Origin of the sequence: Streptomyces sp. V1I1, assembly GCF_030817355.1 — a bacterium.
Classification (GTDB): domain Bacteria; phylum Actinomycetota; class Actinomycetes; order Streptomycetales; family Streptomycetaceae; genus Streptomyces.
This window is the reverse complement of sequence record NZ_JAUSZH010000001.1, coordinates 2,596,206-2,615,221: the sequence shown is the minus strand read 5'-3', so window position 1 is coordinate 2,615,221 and position 19,016 is coordinate 2,596,206. Positions and strand designations below refer to the sequence as shown.

Annotated in this window: 1 protein-coding gene and 1 pseudogene; both read left to right on the top strand. The window is 72.3% G+C overall.

The window, feature by feature from the left end; genetic code table 11:
• The first annotated feature begins 61 nt into the window (after window positions 1-61).
• Complete coding sequence (locus QFZ67_RS12285; RefSeq protein WP_307661120.1) at window positions 62-13,498, top strand: SDR family NAD(P)-dependent oxidoreductase; 13,437 nt, start codon at window positions 62-64, stop codon at window positions 13,496-13,498.
• Window positions 13,499-13,559: 61 nt separating this feature from the next.
• Window positions 13,560-18,983, top strand: a pseudogene (locus QFZ67_RS12280) (SDR family NAD(P)-dependent oxidoreductase); the annotation flags it as partial.
• Between the last annotated feature and the right edge of the window lie 33 nt (window positions 18,984-19,016).

Here is a 19,016-nt window from a genome sequence, read left to right as displayed (position 1 = left end):
GGCCGGCACCTGGCAGAAGGCCGTGGGAAACCGGGAAAACCGTACCGAGGGATGTGCTGAAGTGCGCAGCGATCTTGTCCGTCCATTGCCCGAGCTGCTGCGGATACATGCGGAACAGCTGGGGGAGAAGGTCGCCTTCTCGGACGCGCGGCGCAGCGTCAGCTACGCGGCGCTCGAACAGCGGACCGGGCGACTGGCCGGCCACTTCCGCGGGCTCGGGCTCGGCCGGAGCGATCGGGCCGCGATCTACCTCGAGAACTGCGTGGAGATGGTGGAGAGTTACCACGCCATCGCCAGGGCCAGCGCGATCGGGATTCCGGTCAACCCGCGGACCAGCGGCGCGGAGCTGGACTACCTGCTCGGAGACGGGGGCGTCCGGCTGCTGATCACCGACCCGACCCGGCTCGGTGAGGTGCTCCGGCTGCTTCCGCGCCATCCGGGCCTGATCGTCGTGGTGACCGGCGATGCCCTCCCCAAGGACGCGCCGTCGGCGGTCGCCTCGTTCGCGGTTCTGGCCGATACCGACCCCGCCGTGCCGGCCAGGGACGACCTCGGGCTCGACGACCCGGCCTTCATGCTCTACACCTCGGGTACCACCGGCAGGCCGAAGGGCGTGCTCTCCACCACCCGCAACTCGCTCTGGACGATCGCGGCCTGCTACGCGCCGATCCTCGGGCTCTCGGCACAGGACCGGGTCCTGTGGCCGCTTCCGCTGTCCCACTGCCTCGGTCACCATCTCGGCGTCCTCGGCGTCACCGCCGTCGGCGCGACCGCCCACATCATGTCCGCGTTCTCCGCCGGCGAGGCGCTCGAACTGCTGCGGGAACAGCCTTTCACCTTCCTTGCCGCGGTGCCGACGATGTATCACCAGCTGGTGCTCGCGGCGCGCGAGCGGGGTGGCGTGCGGACCACGCTGCGTACGTGCCTCACCGCGGGCTCGGTCGCCTCCGAGCCGCTGCGGGCATCCGTGTCGGAGACGTTCGGCGTTGCTCTGCTCGACAGTTACGGCACCACCGAGACCTGCGGCCCGATCACCACGAACTGGCCCGACGGCGACCGGGTTCCCGGCTCCTGCGGCCTGCCGGTGCCGGGTTTGAACGTCCGTCTGGTCGACCCGCACACAAGCGTGGACGTCCCGACGGGAGAAGAGGGCGAGGTGTGGGTGCAGGGGCCGAACGTCATGCTCGGCTACTACGACCAGGCCCGGGCGACTGCCACGCCGCCCGCCGACGGCTGGCACCGAACGGGCGATCTGGCGCGCCGCGCCCCGTCCGGTCACCTCACCCTCACGGGCCGGATCAAGGAACTGATCATCCGCGGTGGTGAGAACATCCACCCCGGCGAAGTCGAAGAGGTACTGCTGCGGGTGCCCGGCGTCGTGGACGCTGCCGTCGTGGGCAAGCCGCACGACGTACTGGGACAGGTCCCCGTCGCCCTGGTGGTGCCCGGCCCGGACGGGCTGGATCCGCGGCGGCTGTTCGCCGAGTGCCGCGAAAGGCTGTCGTACTACAAGGTGCCCGAGGAGCTCCACGCGATCGAGCAGGTGCCGCGGACGCCGTCGGGCAAGATCGTCCGTGACGAACTGCTCAACCGGCCGCGCAGGTTGCTCGCCACGGGAAGCGGCAGGCACGAGTCGCTCTTCCGGCTGGACTGGACATCGCTGCCCGACCCCGAGCGGGCAGCGGACCCGCTCGACTGGACCGTGTTCGGCGCCGAGACCGGCAGCACGGAGGTGCGGCCCTGTTCCGAACTCACCGAACTTCCCGCCCGGGTGCGCGCGTGGCTGGCCGACGCGGACCACGACGGCACGGTTCTGACCGTGGTGACCAGGGACGCCGTGGACGCGGCGTTCCACGTGAGTCCGCGGGACACCGCTCCGGAGGCGGCCTGGGCGCGGCTCCGGTCGCTGCAGACCGACCATCCCGGACGGCTCGTCCTGGTCGACACGGACAGCTCCACCATCCCGCGCGACGAGCTCCGCAGGCTGGTGGAGTCGGGGGAACCCCAGCTCGCCGTACGTGGCGGCGACACCCTGGTCCCGCGGCTCGCCAAGGCCCCCGCGCCGACCGGGCAAGGTCCGCTGCTCGACCCCGGCGGCGTGGTCCTGCTGACCGGATCGTCCAGTGCCGTGGGTGCGGCGGTGGCCGTCCACCTGGTGAACGGCTACGGCGCACGGCACCTGCTCCTCGTCGGCCCCGACGCGGGCGCACAGTCCGAACTCGTAGCGGAACTGACCGGACTCGGCGCCGATGTGCGGACCGTCCCCGGCGAACTGACCGACCGGCGGACCGCGGCTTCGGCGCTGGCCGAGGCGAACGGCGCGATCGCCGCGGTGGTGCACGCCGAACCCGCGAACCCTGACCAGCCCGCCACGGCGGACGGCCTGCGCGCGGTGTACGAGCTGGCGGGCGGCGCGGATCTGCCCGTCCTGGTGGTGATCTCGTCCCTCGCTTCCGTACTGGGGGCGGCCGGGCCGGAGAGGGCGGAGGCGGACGCCTTCGCCGCCCACCTGGTACGGAGCCATCGCGCTCGCGGCCGGGCCGGAACCCTTCTCGCCACGGCCGAGTGGGCTGACGGGAACGACGCGGCGATCCCGGTCCGGGAGGGCCTGGCGTTCTTCGACTCCGCTGTCACCGGGGACGACGCCTTCCTGCTGGCTCCCGGCCCGTTGAATGCGGGACAGGCCCTGACCCTGCCGGCCCGGACGGCCGACGACTCGGTGGGCTGGTCGGCCCCGGACGTGTGCGTGCGGTCCGAGTTGACCCAGCACCTCGCCGGGATGTCCGAAGCCGAACGGCAAGCGGACCTGGTGGAGCGCGTTCGCACCGAAGTGGCCGAGGTCCTGGGCGAAGTGGCACCACAATCCGTCGTCGCCGGCCGCGCTTTCAAGGATCTGGGGCTGACGTCCATCACAGCGGTGCGGCTGCGTAACCGGCTTGTCGAGGCGACCGGCCTCCCCCTGCCCGCCACCGTGGCCTTCGACCATCCGACGCCCGATGCGCTGGCCCGGTATCTGCGTGCCGAGCTGACCGGCGCCCCGCTTGCCACCACCGCCGCCGTCGCGTCGCGGGCTCGGGCGTTCACCGACGAGCCGGTTGCGATCGTGGCGATGGGTTGCCGCTATCCGGGCGGGGTTTTTGCGCCGGAGGACCTGTGGCGGCTGGTCGTCGACGGCGGCGAGGGGATCTCGCCGTTCCCCGAGAATCGCGGCTGGGACCTGGCCGCGCTCTTCGACGCCGATCCGGACTCGCCGGGCACCTCCTACACCCAGTACGGGGGCTTCCTTCAGGACGTCGGGGAGTTCGATCCGGCGTTCTTCGGGATCGCACCCGGCGAGGCGTTGGTGATGGATCCGCAGCAGCGGTTGCTGCTGGAGGTGTCGTGGGAGACGGTCGAGCGGGCGGGTATCGACCCGGTTTCGCTGCGCGGCAGCCGGACCGGGGTGTTCACCGGCCTGATGCACCACGACTATGCGGAGCGGTTCGGCGGGGTTCCCCGGGAACTGGAGGGCTATCTGGGCACGGCCGCGGCGGGGAGCGTCGCTTCCGGCCGAGTGGCGTATGCGCTCGGGCTGGAGGGGCCCGCCGTGACGGTGGACACCGCCTGCTCATCGTCGCTGGTGGCGTTGCACTGGGCGGCGCATGCGCTGCGGCAGGGCGACTGCGATCTCGCGCTGGCCGGCGGCGTGGCAGTCATGGCTTCGCCTCAGGTGTTCGTTGATTTCTCTCGTCAGCGGGCGCTCTCCCCCGATGGCCGATGCCGTGCGTTCGGCGGCGGCGCGGACGGTACCGGCTGGTCCGAGGGCGTGGGGATGGTGATGCTGGAACGGCTGCCCGACGCGGTGCGCAATGGACATCCGGTTCTGGCGGTGCTGCGCGGGTCGGCGGTGAATCAGGATGGTGCGTCCAACGGGCTTACGGCGCCGAATGGTCCGTCGCAGCAGCGGGTGATTCGTGATGCGCTGGCCGGTGCCGGGCTGTCCGCCGCTGATGTGGACGTGGTGGAGGCGCACGGTACGGGTACGACGTTGGGCGATCCGATCGAGGCGCAGGCGCTGCTGGCCACCTACGGGCAGGACCGCACGCTGCCGCTGCTGCTGGGGTCGTTGAAGTCGAACATCGGGCATGCGCAGGCCGCGGCGGGTATCGGTGGCGTCATCAAGATGGTGCTGGCCATGCGCCATGGTGTGGTGCCGAAGACACTGCACGCCGAGGAGCCGTCGCCGCACGTGGACTGGTCGTCCGGCGCGGTGGATCTGGTGACGGAGAACGTGGAGTGGCCGTCAGTGGGCCGGCGGCGGCGCTCGGCGGTGTCGTCGTTCGGGATCAGTGGCACCAATGCGCACGTCATCATCGAAGAGGCGCCGGCGTCTGCGGAGCCCGAGCCCGAGCCGGAGCGGGAGCCGGAGCCGGGCGCTGCCGCGGTGTCTGCGGCGGTGGTGCCGTGGGTGGTGTCGGCGAAGTCGGATGCCGCGCTGGACGGGCAGTTGGATCGGCTGCGTTCGTTCGTGGACGACCGGGCACCGTCTTCGGTGGATGTGGGCTGGTCGTTGCTGGACCGGTCGGTGTTCGATCACCGGGCCGTGGTGCTGGCGTCGGGGAACGGTGTGGTCGAGGCAGCTCGGGGGGTGGCCGGGGACGGCCGTCTGGGGGTGCTGTTCTCGGGTCAGGGCGCGCAGCGGCTGGGTATGGGCCGTGAGTTGTACGGCTCCTACCCGGTGTTCGCGCGGGCCTTCGATGAGGTGCTGGGGCAGTTCGCCGGTCTGCGTGAGGTGGTCTGGGGCACCGACTCCGATCTGTTGAATCGGACGGGGTGGGCGCAGCCTGCGCTGTTCGCTGTTGAGGTGGCGCTGTTCCGGCTGGTCGAATCGCTGGGTGTCGCACCGGAGTACGTGGCCGGGCATTCCATCGGTGAGGTCGCGGCGGCGCATGTGGCGGGCGTGCTCTCCCTGGCGGATGCGTGTGCGCTGGTGTCGGCGCGGGCCCGGTTGATGCAGGCTCTGCCCGCCGGCGGGGCAATGGTGGCCGTGGAAGCCACCGAGCAGGAGATTCTGCCGCTGCTCACCGAGGGCACGTCGATCGCGGCGGTCAACGGGCCGGACGCGGTGGTGGTGGCCGGTGTCGAGGACGAGGCTCTTGCGGTTGTCGCGCGGCTGGAGGGACGGAAGACGTCGCGCCTGCGGGTGTCGCATGCGTTCCACTCGCCGTTGATGGAGCCGATGCTGGACGAATTCCGGTCCGTGGTAGAGGGCCTGTCGTTCACCGAACCGCGGATCCCGCTGGTATCGAATGTGACCGGCCAGATCGCGGACGCGGGTGTGGTGTGCACGCCCGAATACTGGGTGCGGCACGTGCGGGAAGCGGTCCGGTTCGGCGACGGTGTGACGACGCTGACCCAGGCCGGAGTGACCACCCTGCTGGAACTCGGCCCTGACGGTGTCCTGTCCGGTATGGCCACCCGGACGGCGCCGGAGGTGGCGGCGATCCCGGCCCTTCGCAAGGACCGCGGCGAGGAAGCGGCGTTGCTGACGGCATTGGCCCGGCTGCATGTGGCAGGTGTGCCGATCCGGTGGCGGGAGCTGTTCGAGGGGACCGGTGCGTCTCGCGTCGATGTGCCCACGTATGCGTTCCAGCGGGAGTGGTTCTGGCTGGACTCCGCCGGCGTCGCCGATGGTGACGTGCGTTCGGCGGGGCTGGCGGCCGCCGGCCATCCGTTGCTGGCGGCGGCAGTTGAGCTGGCGGGTGACGGGCGGATGCTGTTCACCTCGCGGCTGTCCGCGGGAACGCATCCGTGGCTGGCCGATCACGCGGTGCAGGACCGGATCGTGGTGCCAGGAGCGGCATTCGTGGAGCTGGCGATCCGCGCCGGTGACGAGGTCGGTTGTGCGACGGTGGCGGAACTGACCCTGCAAGCTCCGCTGGTGCTGCCCGACGACGGGGCGATGCGGGTACAGCTCACGGTCGAGGCAGCGGACCAGGCGGGCCATCGCGGGTTCAGCGTCTTCGCCCAGGACGAGGACACCCAGAGCGAATGGACCCTGCACGCCGTAGGAGTCCTGGCGCCGGACGCGGCTCCCGCCGGGTTCGAGCTGAGCCACTGGCCGCCCCGGGACGCGACACCGGTCGAGATGACCGGGCTGTATGAGCGACTGCACGCCCAGGGCTACGGCTATGGCCCGGTGTTCCAAGGTCTCCAGGCTGTGTGGCAGCGAGAAGGGGAGGTCTTCGCCGAGGTTGCCCTGCCCGAGAAGGCCGACGCGGCCTCGTTCGGTATCCACCCGGCGCTCCTCGACGCGGCCCTGCACACCATCCATGCCGTCGACCCCGAACCAGGCCTCCGTCTGCCGTTCTCCTGGACCGGAGTGAGCCTGACCGCTTCCGGCGCCTCGCGGCTGCGAGTCCGCGTGTCGAAGCTCGCCGCCGACGCCGTGTCGATCCAGCTGGCCGACCCGACCGGCGCACCGGTCGCTTCGGTGGCATCCCTGGTCCTGCGAAGCAGCACGCCGGAACAGCTTCGCGACGCGGGCAGGCCGGTCCGGGCCGGCCTGCTCGAAGTCGACTGGACGCCCGTGCCCGTGACCGGCCCGGGCGCCGGTGACTGGGCCGAGCTCGACACCGCGGAGTCCGGGGCGGCCGCCCTTGCCGCGCTCGCCGAGACCGGGGACGTACCGGACATCGTCGTGGTGCCCTGCCCGTCCCCCGAGGGCCGGCTCGCCGAGACCACCAAGGCGGTCACGCATCGCGCGCTCGACCTGATGCACCGCTGGCTGGCCGACGAGCGGTTCGCCGCATCCCGGCTGGTGTTCCTGACTGAGCGGGCGATGGCCGCCACCCCGGACGAAGAGGTGCCGGGCCTGGCCCACGCCGCGGTCTGGGGCCTGGTGCGTTCGGCGCAGACGGAACATCCGGACCGCTTCGTGCTGGTCGACGCCGAGCCCGGTACGGACCGGCCCCTCCTGGCGGCCGCACTGGGGTCCGGTGAGCCTCAGCTGGCCCTGCGGGACGGTGTCGTGCTGGCGCCGCGGCTGGTCAAGAGGGTGCGAACGGCGGCCGGGCGGGCGGGGATCGACGCCGACGGCACGGTGCTGATCACCGGCGCGACCGGTGCGCTCGGCCGGGTGTTCGCCCGGCACCTGGTGGTGGAGTACGGCGCCAGGCACCTGCTGCTGGCGAGCCGCAGGGGCGCTGCCGTGGCCGGCGCCCCCGAACTCGTCGCCGAGCTGGAGTCGCTGGGCGCCCACGTCACCGTGGCGGCCTGTGACGCCGCGGACCGGGAGGCGCTGGCGGCGCTGCTGGCGGATGTGCCGCCCGCACACCCGCTCACCGCCGTGGTGCACAGCGCGGGCGTCATCGACGACGGTGTGCTCGAGGCGCAGACCCCGGATCGCGTGGACACGGTCATGCGTCCCAAGGCCGACGCCGCACTCAACCTGCATGAGCTGACGCGCGATGCCGGACTCGATGCCTTTGTTCTGTTCTCCTCCGTGTCGGGCACTCTGGGCGGCGCCGGGCAGGCCAACTATGCGGCCGCCAACGTCTTTCTCGACATGCTGGCGCAGCACCGGCATGCCCTCGGCCTGCCCGCCACGTCGATCGCCTGGGGCCTGTGGACCGAGCACGGCGGCCTGGCCGGTGACCTCGGCGAGGCGGACGTAAAGCGGCTGAACCGATCGGGTGTCGCCGCTCTGTCCACCGAGGACGGACTCACGTTGTTCGACGAGGCGCTGGCCCACGGCCGTGCCGCCGTGGTCGCGGCGCGGCTGGACACCGCCGCCATCAGCGCGGGCACCGGGCAGGTTCCCGCCATGCTGCGCAGTCTCGTACGGACGCCGGCGCGGCGCTCCGCGAGTGCCGGTGACTCCTCACTGGCGCAGCGTCTGCTCGCGCTGCCCGAGAGCGAACAGACGCAGACCGTCCGGGATCTCGTGGGCGCCGAGGTTGCGGCCGTGCTCGGCCGGGCCCAGATCGGCGCGGCCGAGGCCGGACAGTCTTTCAAGGAGCTCGGCTTCGACTCGCTCACCGTCGTCGAGCTGCGCCATCGGCTCGCCACGGCGACCGGCCTGCGGTTGCCCGCAGCGGTGGCCTTCGACTACCCGACCGTCGCGGTGCTGGCGGACCACATCCGTGCCGAGCTGCTCGGCAGGCGGGAACCGGCACGGCAGGCCGTGGCCACGGCCCGAACCGACGAGCCGATCGCGATCGTGGCGATGAGCTGCCGTTTTCCCGGCGGGGTTTCGTCGCCGGAGGACTTGTGGCGCCTGGTGTCCGAGGGCGCCGACGTGGTCACCGAGTTCCCCGCCGACCGTGGCTGGGACCTGGAAGGGCTCTTCGACCCCGACCCGGACCGGCCCGGCACGTCCTACACCAGACACGGAGGGTTCCTGGACGGGGTCGGGGATTTCGACCCCGCCTTCTTCGGGATGAGTCCGCGTGAGGCGCTGGCCACCGATCCGCAGCAGCGGCTGCTGCTGGAGGTGTCGTGGGAGGCGCTCGAGCGGGCGGGTATCGACCCGGCGACGCTGCGCGGCAGCCGGACCGGCGTGTTCACCGGTGTGATGCACCACGACTACGTGTCCCGGCTCGGCCAGGTTCCCGAGGAGCTGGAAGGCTATGTGAGCACCGGGACCGCGGGCAGTGTCGCCTCCGGGCGGTTGTCGTACACCTTCGGGTTCGAGGGCCCGACGCTCACGGTCGACACGGCCTGCTCGACTTCGTTGGTGGCGTTGCACCTGGCGGCACAGTCGCTGCGGCAGGGCGAGTGCGACCTGGCGCTGGCCGGTGGCGTGACCGTGATGGCCTCGCCGGAAACCTTCGTCGAGTTCTCCCGGCAGCGGGGGCTCTCCCCGGACGGGCGGTGCCGTGCCTTCGCCGACGCCGCGAACGGCGTGGGCTGGTCGGAGGGCGCCGGCATCCTCCTGCTGGAGCGGCTCTCGGACGCGGTACGCAACGACCACCGGATCCTCGCTGTCGTGCGCGGCAGCGCGGTGAACTCGGACGGTGCGTCGAACGGGTTGACGGCGCCGAACGGGCCCTCGCAGCAGCGGGTGATCCGCGACGCGCTGGCCAGTGCCGGGCTGTCGGCCGCTGACGTGGACGTGGTGGAGGCGCACGGTACGGGCACGACCCTGGGCGACCCGATCGAGGCGCACGCCCTGCTGGCCACCTATGGGCAGGACCGCACGCAGCCGTTGCTGCTGGGGTCGGTCAAGTCCAATCTCGGTCACACGCAGGCCGCCGCCGGCGCCGCAGGGCTGATCAAGATGGTCCACGCCATGCGCGCCGCAATGGTGCCGAAGACGCTGCACGTGGACGCGCCGTCGTCCCATGTGGACTGGTCCGCCGGCGCGGTGGAGCTGGTCACGGAGAACGTCGAGTGGCCCTCGGCCGACCGGCCGCGGCGGGCCGCTGTGTCCTCGTTCGGGATCAGCGGCGCGAACGCGCACGTCATCATCGAGGAGGCCCCGGCATCGGCGGAGCCCGAGCCTGGCGCAGGCGCCGTGCGGCCTTCGGCGGTGCCCTGGGTGGTGTCCGCGAAGTCGGACGCCGCGCTGGACGGGCAGCTGGAGCGGCTGCGGTCCTTCACCGGCGACGGCCCCGATGCCGACGGCAACACGCAGCTGGACGTGGGCCGTTCGCTGCTGGACCGTTCGCTGCTCGACCACCGGGCCGTACTGCTCGCGTCGCCGGACGGAGTGGTCGAGGCGGCGCGCGCAGTGGCCGAGCATCGGTCGCTGGGCGTGGTGTTCCCCGGCCAGGGGGCCCAGCGCCTCGGCATGGGCCGTGAACTCCACGGCCGCTTCCCGGTTTTCGCGCGGGCCTTCGACGAGGTGATGGAACAGTTCGACGGTCTGCGCGAGGTGGTCTGGGGCGTCGACCTCGATCTGCTGAACCAGATGGACTGGGCGCAGCCCGCGGTGTTCGCGGTCGAGGTGGCGCTCTTCCGGCTGGTGGAGTCGCTTGGCATTGCGCCGGACTACGTGGGCGGGCACTCCCTCGGCGAGATCGCGGCGGCGCATGTCGCGGGCGTCCTGTCCCTGCCGGACGCGTGTGCCCTGGTGGCGGCGCGGTCGAGGCTGATGCATTCGCTGCCGGTGGGCGGGGCGATGGTCGCCGTTGAGGCCTCCGAGGCCGAGGTGCTGCCGCTGCTGACCGACGGCGTGTCGATCGCCGTCGTCAACGGGCCGCGCTCCGTCGTGGTGGCCGGGTTCGAGGACGAGGTCCTCGCCGTGGTCGCCGGGCTGCCGGGGCGCAAGTCGTCGCGGTTGCAGGTGGCGGTGGCATCCCATTCGCCGCTGATGGACGCGATAGCGGACGACTACGGCGCGGTGGTGTCGGGGCTGTCGTTCAACGAGCCGCGGATTCCGCTGGTGTCGAGCCTGATGGGTGCCGTCGTCGACGGGAGCGTCGTCGGCTCTCCTGCCTACTGGGTACGGCACCTGCGCGAGACGGTGCGCTTCGGCGACGCGGTGACGGCGCTGACCGGTGCCGGGGTCACGGCGCTGCTCGAACTGGGGCCGGACGGCACGCTGTCGGCGTTGGCAGCGCAGTCGGCACCCGACCTGCTCGCCGTTCCGGTGATGCGTAAGGGCCGGCACGAGGAGTCCGCCGTGCTGACGGGCCTGGCCCGGCTGCACGCCGCCGGAGTGACCGTCGGATGGCGCACGCTGTTCGAAGGCACCGCGGCCCGCAGGATCGACCTGCCCACCTACGCCTTCCAGCGCGAGCGGTACTGGCTGGAGTCCTCGGAGACCGGCGCCGGCGATGTGCGCTCGGCCGGCCTGGACGCCACCGGTCACGCCCTGCTCGGGGCGGGGGTGTCGCTGGCGGCGTCGGACGGCCACGTCTTCACCGCCCGGCTGTCGGCCCGGACTCATCCGTGGCTGGCGGACCACCGGATCGGCGGCTCGATCCCGGTACCGGGCACGGCTCTCGTCGAATGCGCCCTGCGCGCCGGTGACGAGGTCGGCTGCACCACGCTGGAGGACTTCACGATCGTCGCTCCGGTCGTGCTCCCGGAGACCGGCCAGATCCAGGTCCAGGTCTCCGTCGACGCACCCGAGCCGGACGGACGGCGGAAGCTCACCGTGCACGCCCGCACCGACGAGGCCGACGACTGGACAGAGCACGCCGCAGGTGTGCTCGGTCCGAAGCAGGCCGAGACCGGAGACGACCTCGTCGCCTGGCCGCCCGCCGGGAGCGAGCCGATCGACGTCGGCGACCTCTACGAGCGGTTCGCGGCCACCGGCCTGGAGTACGGGCCGGTCTTCCAGGGCATCCGGGCGGCATGGCGGCGAGGTGACGAGGTGTTCACCGAGGTCGGGCCCGAGGCCGCGCTCGACACCACCGGGTTCGTCCTGCACCCCGCGCTGTTCGACGCGGCTGTGCACTCGGCCGCTCTGGCCGGCGATCTGGCCGAGCCGAAGCTGCCCTTCTCGTGGAGCGGTGTCAGCCTGTACGCGGCACAGGCGTCAGCGCTGCGGGTGCGCATCACCCGTACCGGCACGGACACGTTCGCCGTGTTCACCGCGGACGGCGACGGACAGCCCGTGGCCACCGTCGACTCGCTCCTCGTACGACCGCTGACCGGACCCCTCACCCGTACACCGGACCATCTGTACCGCCCCGAGTGGGTGGAGATCGCCACCGCCGACATCGCGCCCGTCGGCGGCAGTTGGGCACTGGCCGGCGACGACCCCCTAGGTGTGGCCGACGGTTTGGGGCCCGGCGTGGAGCGCTTCGGCGACCTGGCCGCACTCGGCGCAGCCGTGGACGCCGGCGGCCGGGCTCCCGCGGTGGTCTTCGTACCCGTCGGCGCCCCGCCCGGCCCCGGGCTCGCCGCTGCCGCGCGTGCGGCGACCGTCCGCACGCTCGAGGTGATTCAGGCCTGGCTCGCCGACGCGCGGTTCGAGGACGCACGACTGGTGTTCCTCACCCGCGCGGCGACGGCCGGCCCGGACGACCCGGGCAATGTCGCCGTCGCCGCCGCGAGGGGACTCGTACGGTCGGCACAGGCGGAACACCCGGGCCGGTTCCTGCTGCTCGACCTCGACGCGGCGGAGCCGTCCAGGGAACTGCTGGCGAAGGTCTGCGCGCTCGACGAGCCGCAGGTGGCGCTCAGCGACGGCGCGGTGCTGGCCCAGCGTCTCGTCCGGGGCCGGGCGAGCGACGAGCCCTCTGAGTGGGGTGACAGCGCACTGATCACCGGCGGCACCGGGACGCTCGGCGGCCTGGTCGCGCGGCGGCTCGTCGCGGCACACGGCGTCCGGCGGCTCGTTCTCGCCAGCCGCCGGGGCCCCGACGCGCCCGGTGCGGACCGGCTCGCCGCCGAACTCGGGGATATGGGCTGCGACGTAACCGTCGTCGCGGTCGACCTCACCGACCGGTCGGCCCTGGCGGAGCTGCTCGCCGCGCATCCGGTGACCACCGTCGTGCACGCCGCCGGCACCCTCGCGGACGGCCTCACCGAGACGCTCACCCCTGACGCCGTCGAAACCGTGTTCCGGCCCAAGGTCGACGTGGCGGAGCATCTGCACGAGCTCACCCGCGACGCCGGCATCGGCGCGTTCGTTCTGTTCTCCTCGGTCGCCGGCGTGCTCTGCTCACCCGGCCAGGGTAACTACGCCGCGGCGAACGCCTTCCTGGACGCGCTCGCCGAACACCGGCGCGCGTCGGGGCTGCCCGCGACGTCCGTGGCCTGGGGGCTGTGGGACGAGGACAGCGAGCTGACCGGTCGGCTGGGCGACCAGGACCGCCGCCGGATGGCCGGAGCCGGCGTGCTGCCGATGTCGACGCAGCAGGGCCTCGCCCTCTTCGACGAAGCCGCTGCCGGCGACCCCGTCGTCGTCGCGGCCCGGTTCGACCGGAACGGGCTGCGCGCCCGGGCGGAGGACGGAACGCTTCCCGCCCAGCTCCGCGGCCTCGTCCGGTCGGCAACGGCACGCCGGACAGCGGGGCGTGGTGCCGTCGAGAACGGCCTCGTACAGCGCATCCGCAGGCTGCCCGCGGCCCAGCGCGACCAGGTCCTGCTCTCAGCCGTCGTCGCCGAGACGGCCGCCGTGCTCGGACACTCCGGTGCCGGCGCGGTGAAGGCGGGCAAGGACTTCAAGGAGCTCGGATTCGACTCGCTCACCGCGGTCGAACTGCGCAACCGGCTCGCCGTGGCCTGCGGGCTGCGGCTGCCGGCCAGCCTGGTCTTCGACTATCCGAACCCCAAGGCACTCGCCGCGTTCCTGCTGGCCCGCATCGAACCGGACGCCCTGGCGGAAGAGGAGCCGGACGTCCGGGAGCTGTTCGCCGGCATCCCGCTGGAGCGGCTGCGCGACTCCGGGCTGCTCGACAGCCTGCTGGAGCTCGCCGCACCGCCCGCGGGCAGTACATCGGACGGCACCGAGACCGGCACCCCGGACGGCACCGAGACCGGTACCCGCCGCACCGACGACCAGATCGACTCGATGGACGCCGACGACCTGGTGGCCATGGCCCTCGGCCGCGACGCCTGATGGTCTTTGCTGGAGAGGAAGAGAAATGACAAGCTCCGACAGTCGCCTCCTTGAGGCGCTCAGGGCGTCCGTCAAGGAGACCGAACGGCTCCGGGAGCACAACCGCGAGCTGCTGGCGGCTGCCTCCGAACCGATCGCGATCATTGGCATGAGCTGCCGCTACCCGGGCGGGATCGCCTCCCCCGAGGACCTCTGGAACGTCGTGGCCGACGAGGCCGATGTCGTCGGCGAGTTCCCCGACGACCGGGGCTGGGACCTCGCGAACCTGTTCGACGACGACCCGGACAGCCACGGCCACACCTATGCCCGCAACGGCGGGTTCCTGGCCGGGGCCGCCGAGTTCGATGCCGCGTTCTTCGGGATCTCGCCCCGCGAGGCGGTCACGATGGACCCGCAGCACCGGCTGCTCCTGGAGGCCTCGTGGGAGGCCGTCGAGCGGGCGCGTATCGTCCCGCAGTCCCTGCGGGGCAGCAGGACCGGCGTCTTCGCCGGGCTCATGGCAGGCAATTACGGGACGCGTCGGCTGACCGCGCCCGGGGGTTCGGGAGAGTACGAGGGGTATCTGGGCACCAGCAGCGCCGGCAGTGTCGCGTCCGGGCGCGTGTCCTACACCTTCGGCTTCGAGGGCCCCGCGGTCACGGTGGACACGGCCTGCTCGTCGTCGCTGGTGGCGATTCACCTGGCGGTGCAGTCGCTGCGGCGCGGCGAGTGCACCCTGGCGCTGGCGGGTGGCGTCACCGTGATGTCCACGCCCTCGCTGTTCGTCGAGTTCAGCCGCCAACGCGGCCTTGCCCCGGACGGACGCTGCAAGCCCTTCGCGGCCGCGGCGGACGGCACCGGCTGGTCCGAGGGCGTGGGCGTGCTGGTACTGGAGCGGCTCTCGGACGCGCGCCGGCTCGGACACCAGGTGCTGGCCGTGGTGCGCGGGTCGGCGGTGAACCAGGACGGTGCGTCGAACGGCCTGACCGCGCCGAACGGTCCCTCGCAGCAGAGGGTGATTCAGGCGGCGCTGTCCGACGCGCGGTTGTCCGCTGCCGACGTGGACGCCGTCGAGGCGCACGGCACGGGAACGACGCTGGGCGACCCGATCGAGGCGCAGGCCCTGCTGACCACATACGGGCAGAACCGCGCGCGGCCGTTGATGCTGGGCTCGATGAAGTCCAACATCGGCCACACGCAGGCCGCCGCCGGTGTTGGCGGCGTGATCAAGATGGTCGAGGCGATTCGCCATGGCGTGCTGCCCAGGACGCTGCATGTGGACGAGCCGACCCCCCACGTGGACTGGTCGGAGGGCGATGTACGTCTGCTGACCGAGCAGATGCCGTGGCCGGAGGCCGGCCGTTCGCGCCGGGCCGGGGTGTCCGCGTTCGGCGTGAGCGGCACCAACGCCCACGTCATCCTCGAACAGGCCCCCGAGGCCCAGGAGATCTTCGAGGCCCAGGAGACCCCCGAGGAGCAGGCGTCCGAGGAGCGTGGCTCCGTTTCGGGCCCGGCGCCGGTCCTGTGGCCGGTCTCCGCCGCCGACGAGGCGTCGCTGCGGGAACAGGCCGCCCGGATGCTCTCCTCCCTGGCCGGCTCGGACGCCGCCCCGGCCGACATCGGGTGGTCGCTGGCGACCACCCGCGAGGCGCTCGAGCACCGCGCCGTCACCGTCGGCGCCGACCGCGCCGAGTTGATGGCCGGCCTTGCGGCGGTGGCGGACGGGACAACCGCCGCGAACGCCGTGTCGGGCAGGGCGGCAGACGGCAACGTGGTGTTCGTGTTCCCCGGCCAGGGCAGCCAGTGGGTGGGAATGGGCCGGGAACTGCTCGAAACCTCCCCGGTGTTCGCCAAGTCGATGCGGCGCTGCGCCGACGCGTTCGCCCAGTACGTCGACTGGGATCTGCTGGAAGTCCTGGACGACGCCGAGGCGTTGGAACGGGGCGAGGTGGTACAGCCGGCCCTGTTCTCCGTCATGGTGTCGCTGGCGGAGCACTGGCGCTCCTTCGGCGTCGAACCGGCGGCGGTGGTCGGCCACTCGCAGGGCGAGATCGCGGCCGCCTACGTCGCGGGCGCACTGAGCCTCGAGGACGCGGTCCGGATCGTCGCCCGGCGCAGCCAGATCATCGGAGCCACCCTGGCCGGACGTGGCGGGATGGCGTCCGTGCCCAGGTCCGCCGACGAGACCGCATCCTTGATCGGCTCCTGGGGCGACCGGCTCACGATCGCCGCGTACAACGGCCCGGCCGTCACTGCCGTCGCGGGCGATCTCGCGGCGGTGCTGGAACTGCTGGCGGAGTGTGAGGCGCAGGGAGTGCCGGCCCGGCGGATCCCGATCGCGTACGCCTCGCACAGCTCGCACGTGGAGGAGGTGCGGGAGCAGCTGCTGACGGTGCTCGACGGGCTGCGCCCGCGGAAGCAGGCCACGATCGCGTTCTACTCCAGCGTCACCGGCGCCCTCCTCGAGGAAACCGATCTGAACGCACGGTACTGGTACGAGAACGCACGCCGCCCGATCGACTTCACGGGCGCCATGGCGGCCCTGCTGGCCGATGGGCACCGGGTCTTCATCGAGTGCAGCGCCCATCCGGTCCTGACGATGACCCTGCAGGACATCGTGGGCGAGGCGGGCGTCGAAGCCGCGGTGCTCGGGTCACTGCGCCGCGACGACGGCGGCATCGGCCGGTTCCTGACGTCGGTGGCCACCGCCCATGCGCACGGTGTGGAGATCGACTGGCAAGCGGTGCACGGCGAGGGCCGCAGCCGTCTCGACCTGCCGACCTACGCCTTCCAGCGGCAGCGGTTCTGGCTCGACAGCCCAGAGACGGTCAACGTCGACGCGATGGGCCTCGGCCTGGACGCGCCCGGACACGCCCTCCTGGGCGCGGGTACCGCCCTGCCGGACTCGGGCGGCTACCTCTTCGCGTCCAGGCTGTCGCTCGACACGCACCCCTGGATGGCCGACCACGCCGTCCACGATGCGGCCGTGCTGCCTGGCACGGCATTCGTCGAACTCGCGGTACGCGCCGGGGACCAGGTGGGATGTCACCTGGTCGAGGAACTGACGATCCTCGCGCCACTCACCCTGACAGCCACCGGCGGCATACGCCTGCGCGTGACCGTCGGCGGCCCGGACCCGACGGGCGCCCGGACGATCGGTGTGTACTCGGCCGACGACGCGGAGCCCGAGGACACGGACTGGACCCTGCACGCGACGGGAACGCTGTCGCCCGAGGGCAAGGCGGAGCCGGTGAATCTGCGGCAGTGGCCGCCCTCGGCGCCGGAGCTGGATCTCACCGGCCTCTACGAGCGCCTGGAGGACACCGGCGTACGCTACGGTCCGGCTTTTCGCGGGCTTCGCCGGGCCTGGCGTGCGGGGGAGGAGACCTTCGCCGAGGTGACCCTGCCGGACGGCGTGGCCTCGGAAGGGTTTGTGCTGCACCCGGCAGTGTTCGACGCGGCGCTGCACGCCGCGTTGGCCGACGCGGAGGACGAGTCTCCGCAGCTCCCCTTCGTCTGGTCCGGCGTCAGCGTGCACGCCAAGCACGCCTCCCGGGTGCGGGTGCGACTCACCCGTACGGGGACGGGGGCGACATCGCTCGACATCTGCGACGCCGACGGCGCCCCGGTCGCGTCGGTGGCGTCGGTCGTGGTGCGGCCGCTCGCCGAAGCCCGGCCGGCCACGGGCAGAACTGCCGAATCCTCCATGCTCTACCGGCCGGCCTGGAAGCCGATTCCGTCGCCGCGACCTGCCGATGTCGTCTTCGTCGACGATGTCGACGACATCCCGGACTCCGCGCCGGTCCCGGCTGTGGTCGCCGTCAGGCTGACTGCCGATGTCCCGGGAACGCTGAGCGTCGCCACCCGCGAGCACACCCATCGTGTGCTCGACCTCGTGCAGCGCTGGACGGCGAGCCGGCGTTTCGCCGGCGCGTGCCTGGCCGTTGTCACCCGCGGCGCGGTGGGGGAGGACGCGACGGATCCGGCACAGGCAGCCGTGTGGGGGCTGGTCCGATCGGCTCAGTCGGAGCATCCCGGAAGGTTCGTCCTCGTCGATGTGGACGCCGAGGAGGGCATCTCTCTCGTGCCCGCCGCCGTGGCGACCGGTGAACCCGAGCTGATGATCCGGGCAACCACGCTGCATGCGCTGCGGCTGGTACGTGCGAAGCGACTTCAGACCGAGCCACGGCCGCTCGCCGGCCCCGAGGGCACCGTCCTGATCACCGGGGGCAACGGCGGGCTGGGCCGGCTGCTGGCCCGGCATCTCGTGGCCGAGCACGGCGTCCGGCACCTGACGATCCTGTCGCGCCGCGGGCCCGATGCGCCGGGCACCCGAGAACTGGCGGATGAACTGTCCGACTCCGACGCGTCGGTGGCCTTCATGTCCTGCGACGTGTCCGACCGGGACTGCCTGGCCGCGGTCCTGGACGGGCTCGAACGCCCCCTGCACGCGGTCGTGCACGCTGCGGGCGTCCTGGACGACGGCGTGATCGAAGCGCTCACCCCGGCCCGGATCGACGCGGTCCTGGCGCCCAAGGTGGACGCCGCGGTGCACCTGGACGAGCTCACCCGGGGCGCGGACCTGAGGGCGTTCGTGCTGTTCTCGTCGGTGGCGGGCCTTCTCGGCGGTCCCGGCCAGGGCAACTACGCCGCGGCCAACGCCTTCCTGGACGCCTTCGCCACCAGGCTGCGCGCCACCGGCCTTCCGGCGACCTCGCTGGCCTGGGGCATGTGGGAGCAGGACAGCGGCATGACCGGCCACCTCGGCACAGCCGAGCGCAGAAGGCTGGCGCGCGGAGGGCTGCTGCCCATGACCGACGAGCAGGGACTCGCCCTGTTCGACGCCGCTGTCCTCGGCGGCGACGCCGCCCAGGTCCCGGTCCGGCTCGATCCGCGGTCCCTGCGGGACAGCACGGGCGGCGTACGTCCGATCCTGCGGGAGCTGGCCGCGGCGCCGGCGCGGCGTGCGACGGCCGCAGGTGGCCACGACGGCGGAAGCCTGGCCGAGAGGCTGGCGGATATGCCGCCCGTCCGGCGGGAGCAGGCTCTCGCCGAACTCGTCCACGCCGAGATCGCGGGCGTCCTGGGCCACGAGTCGGGTGCGCTCCTCGACCCGGGGCGGCCCTTCAAGGACCTCGGCTTCGACTCCTTGACCGCGGTGGAGCTGCGCAACCGGCTGACCGCCGCTACGGGCCTGCGGCTGTCGACGACCCTGGTCTTCGAGCACCCGAACCCGGCCGCACTGGTCGCCTTCGTCCGGGCGGAGCTTCTCGGGGACGCCCCCGCTCCGTCGGAGGCGCTCCTCGCCGAACTCGACCGGCTCGACGAGGCCTTCACCACTGCGAACCCGGCCGGCGCCGAACGGTCCGCCCTGACCGCCCGGTTGCAGACCCTGCTGGTGAAGTGGGGCGCCGCCGAGGACGGCACGACCAGCCGGGAGGAGATCGAATCCGCAAGTGACGACGAGATGTTCGCGCTGATCGACACCGAGATCGGCACGTCCTGACCTACCCCCGCACAGAGAGGAGTGAGGACCGCC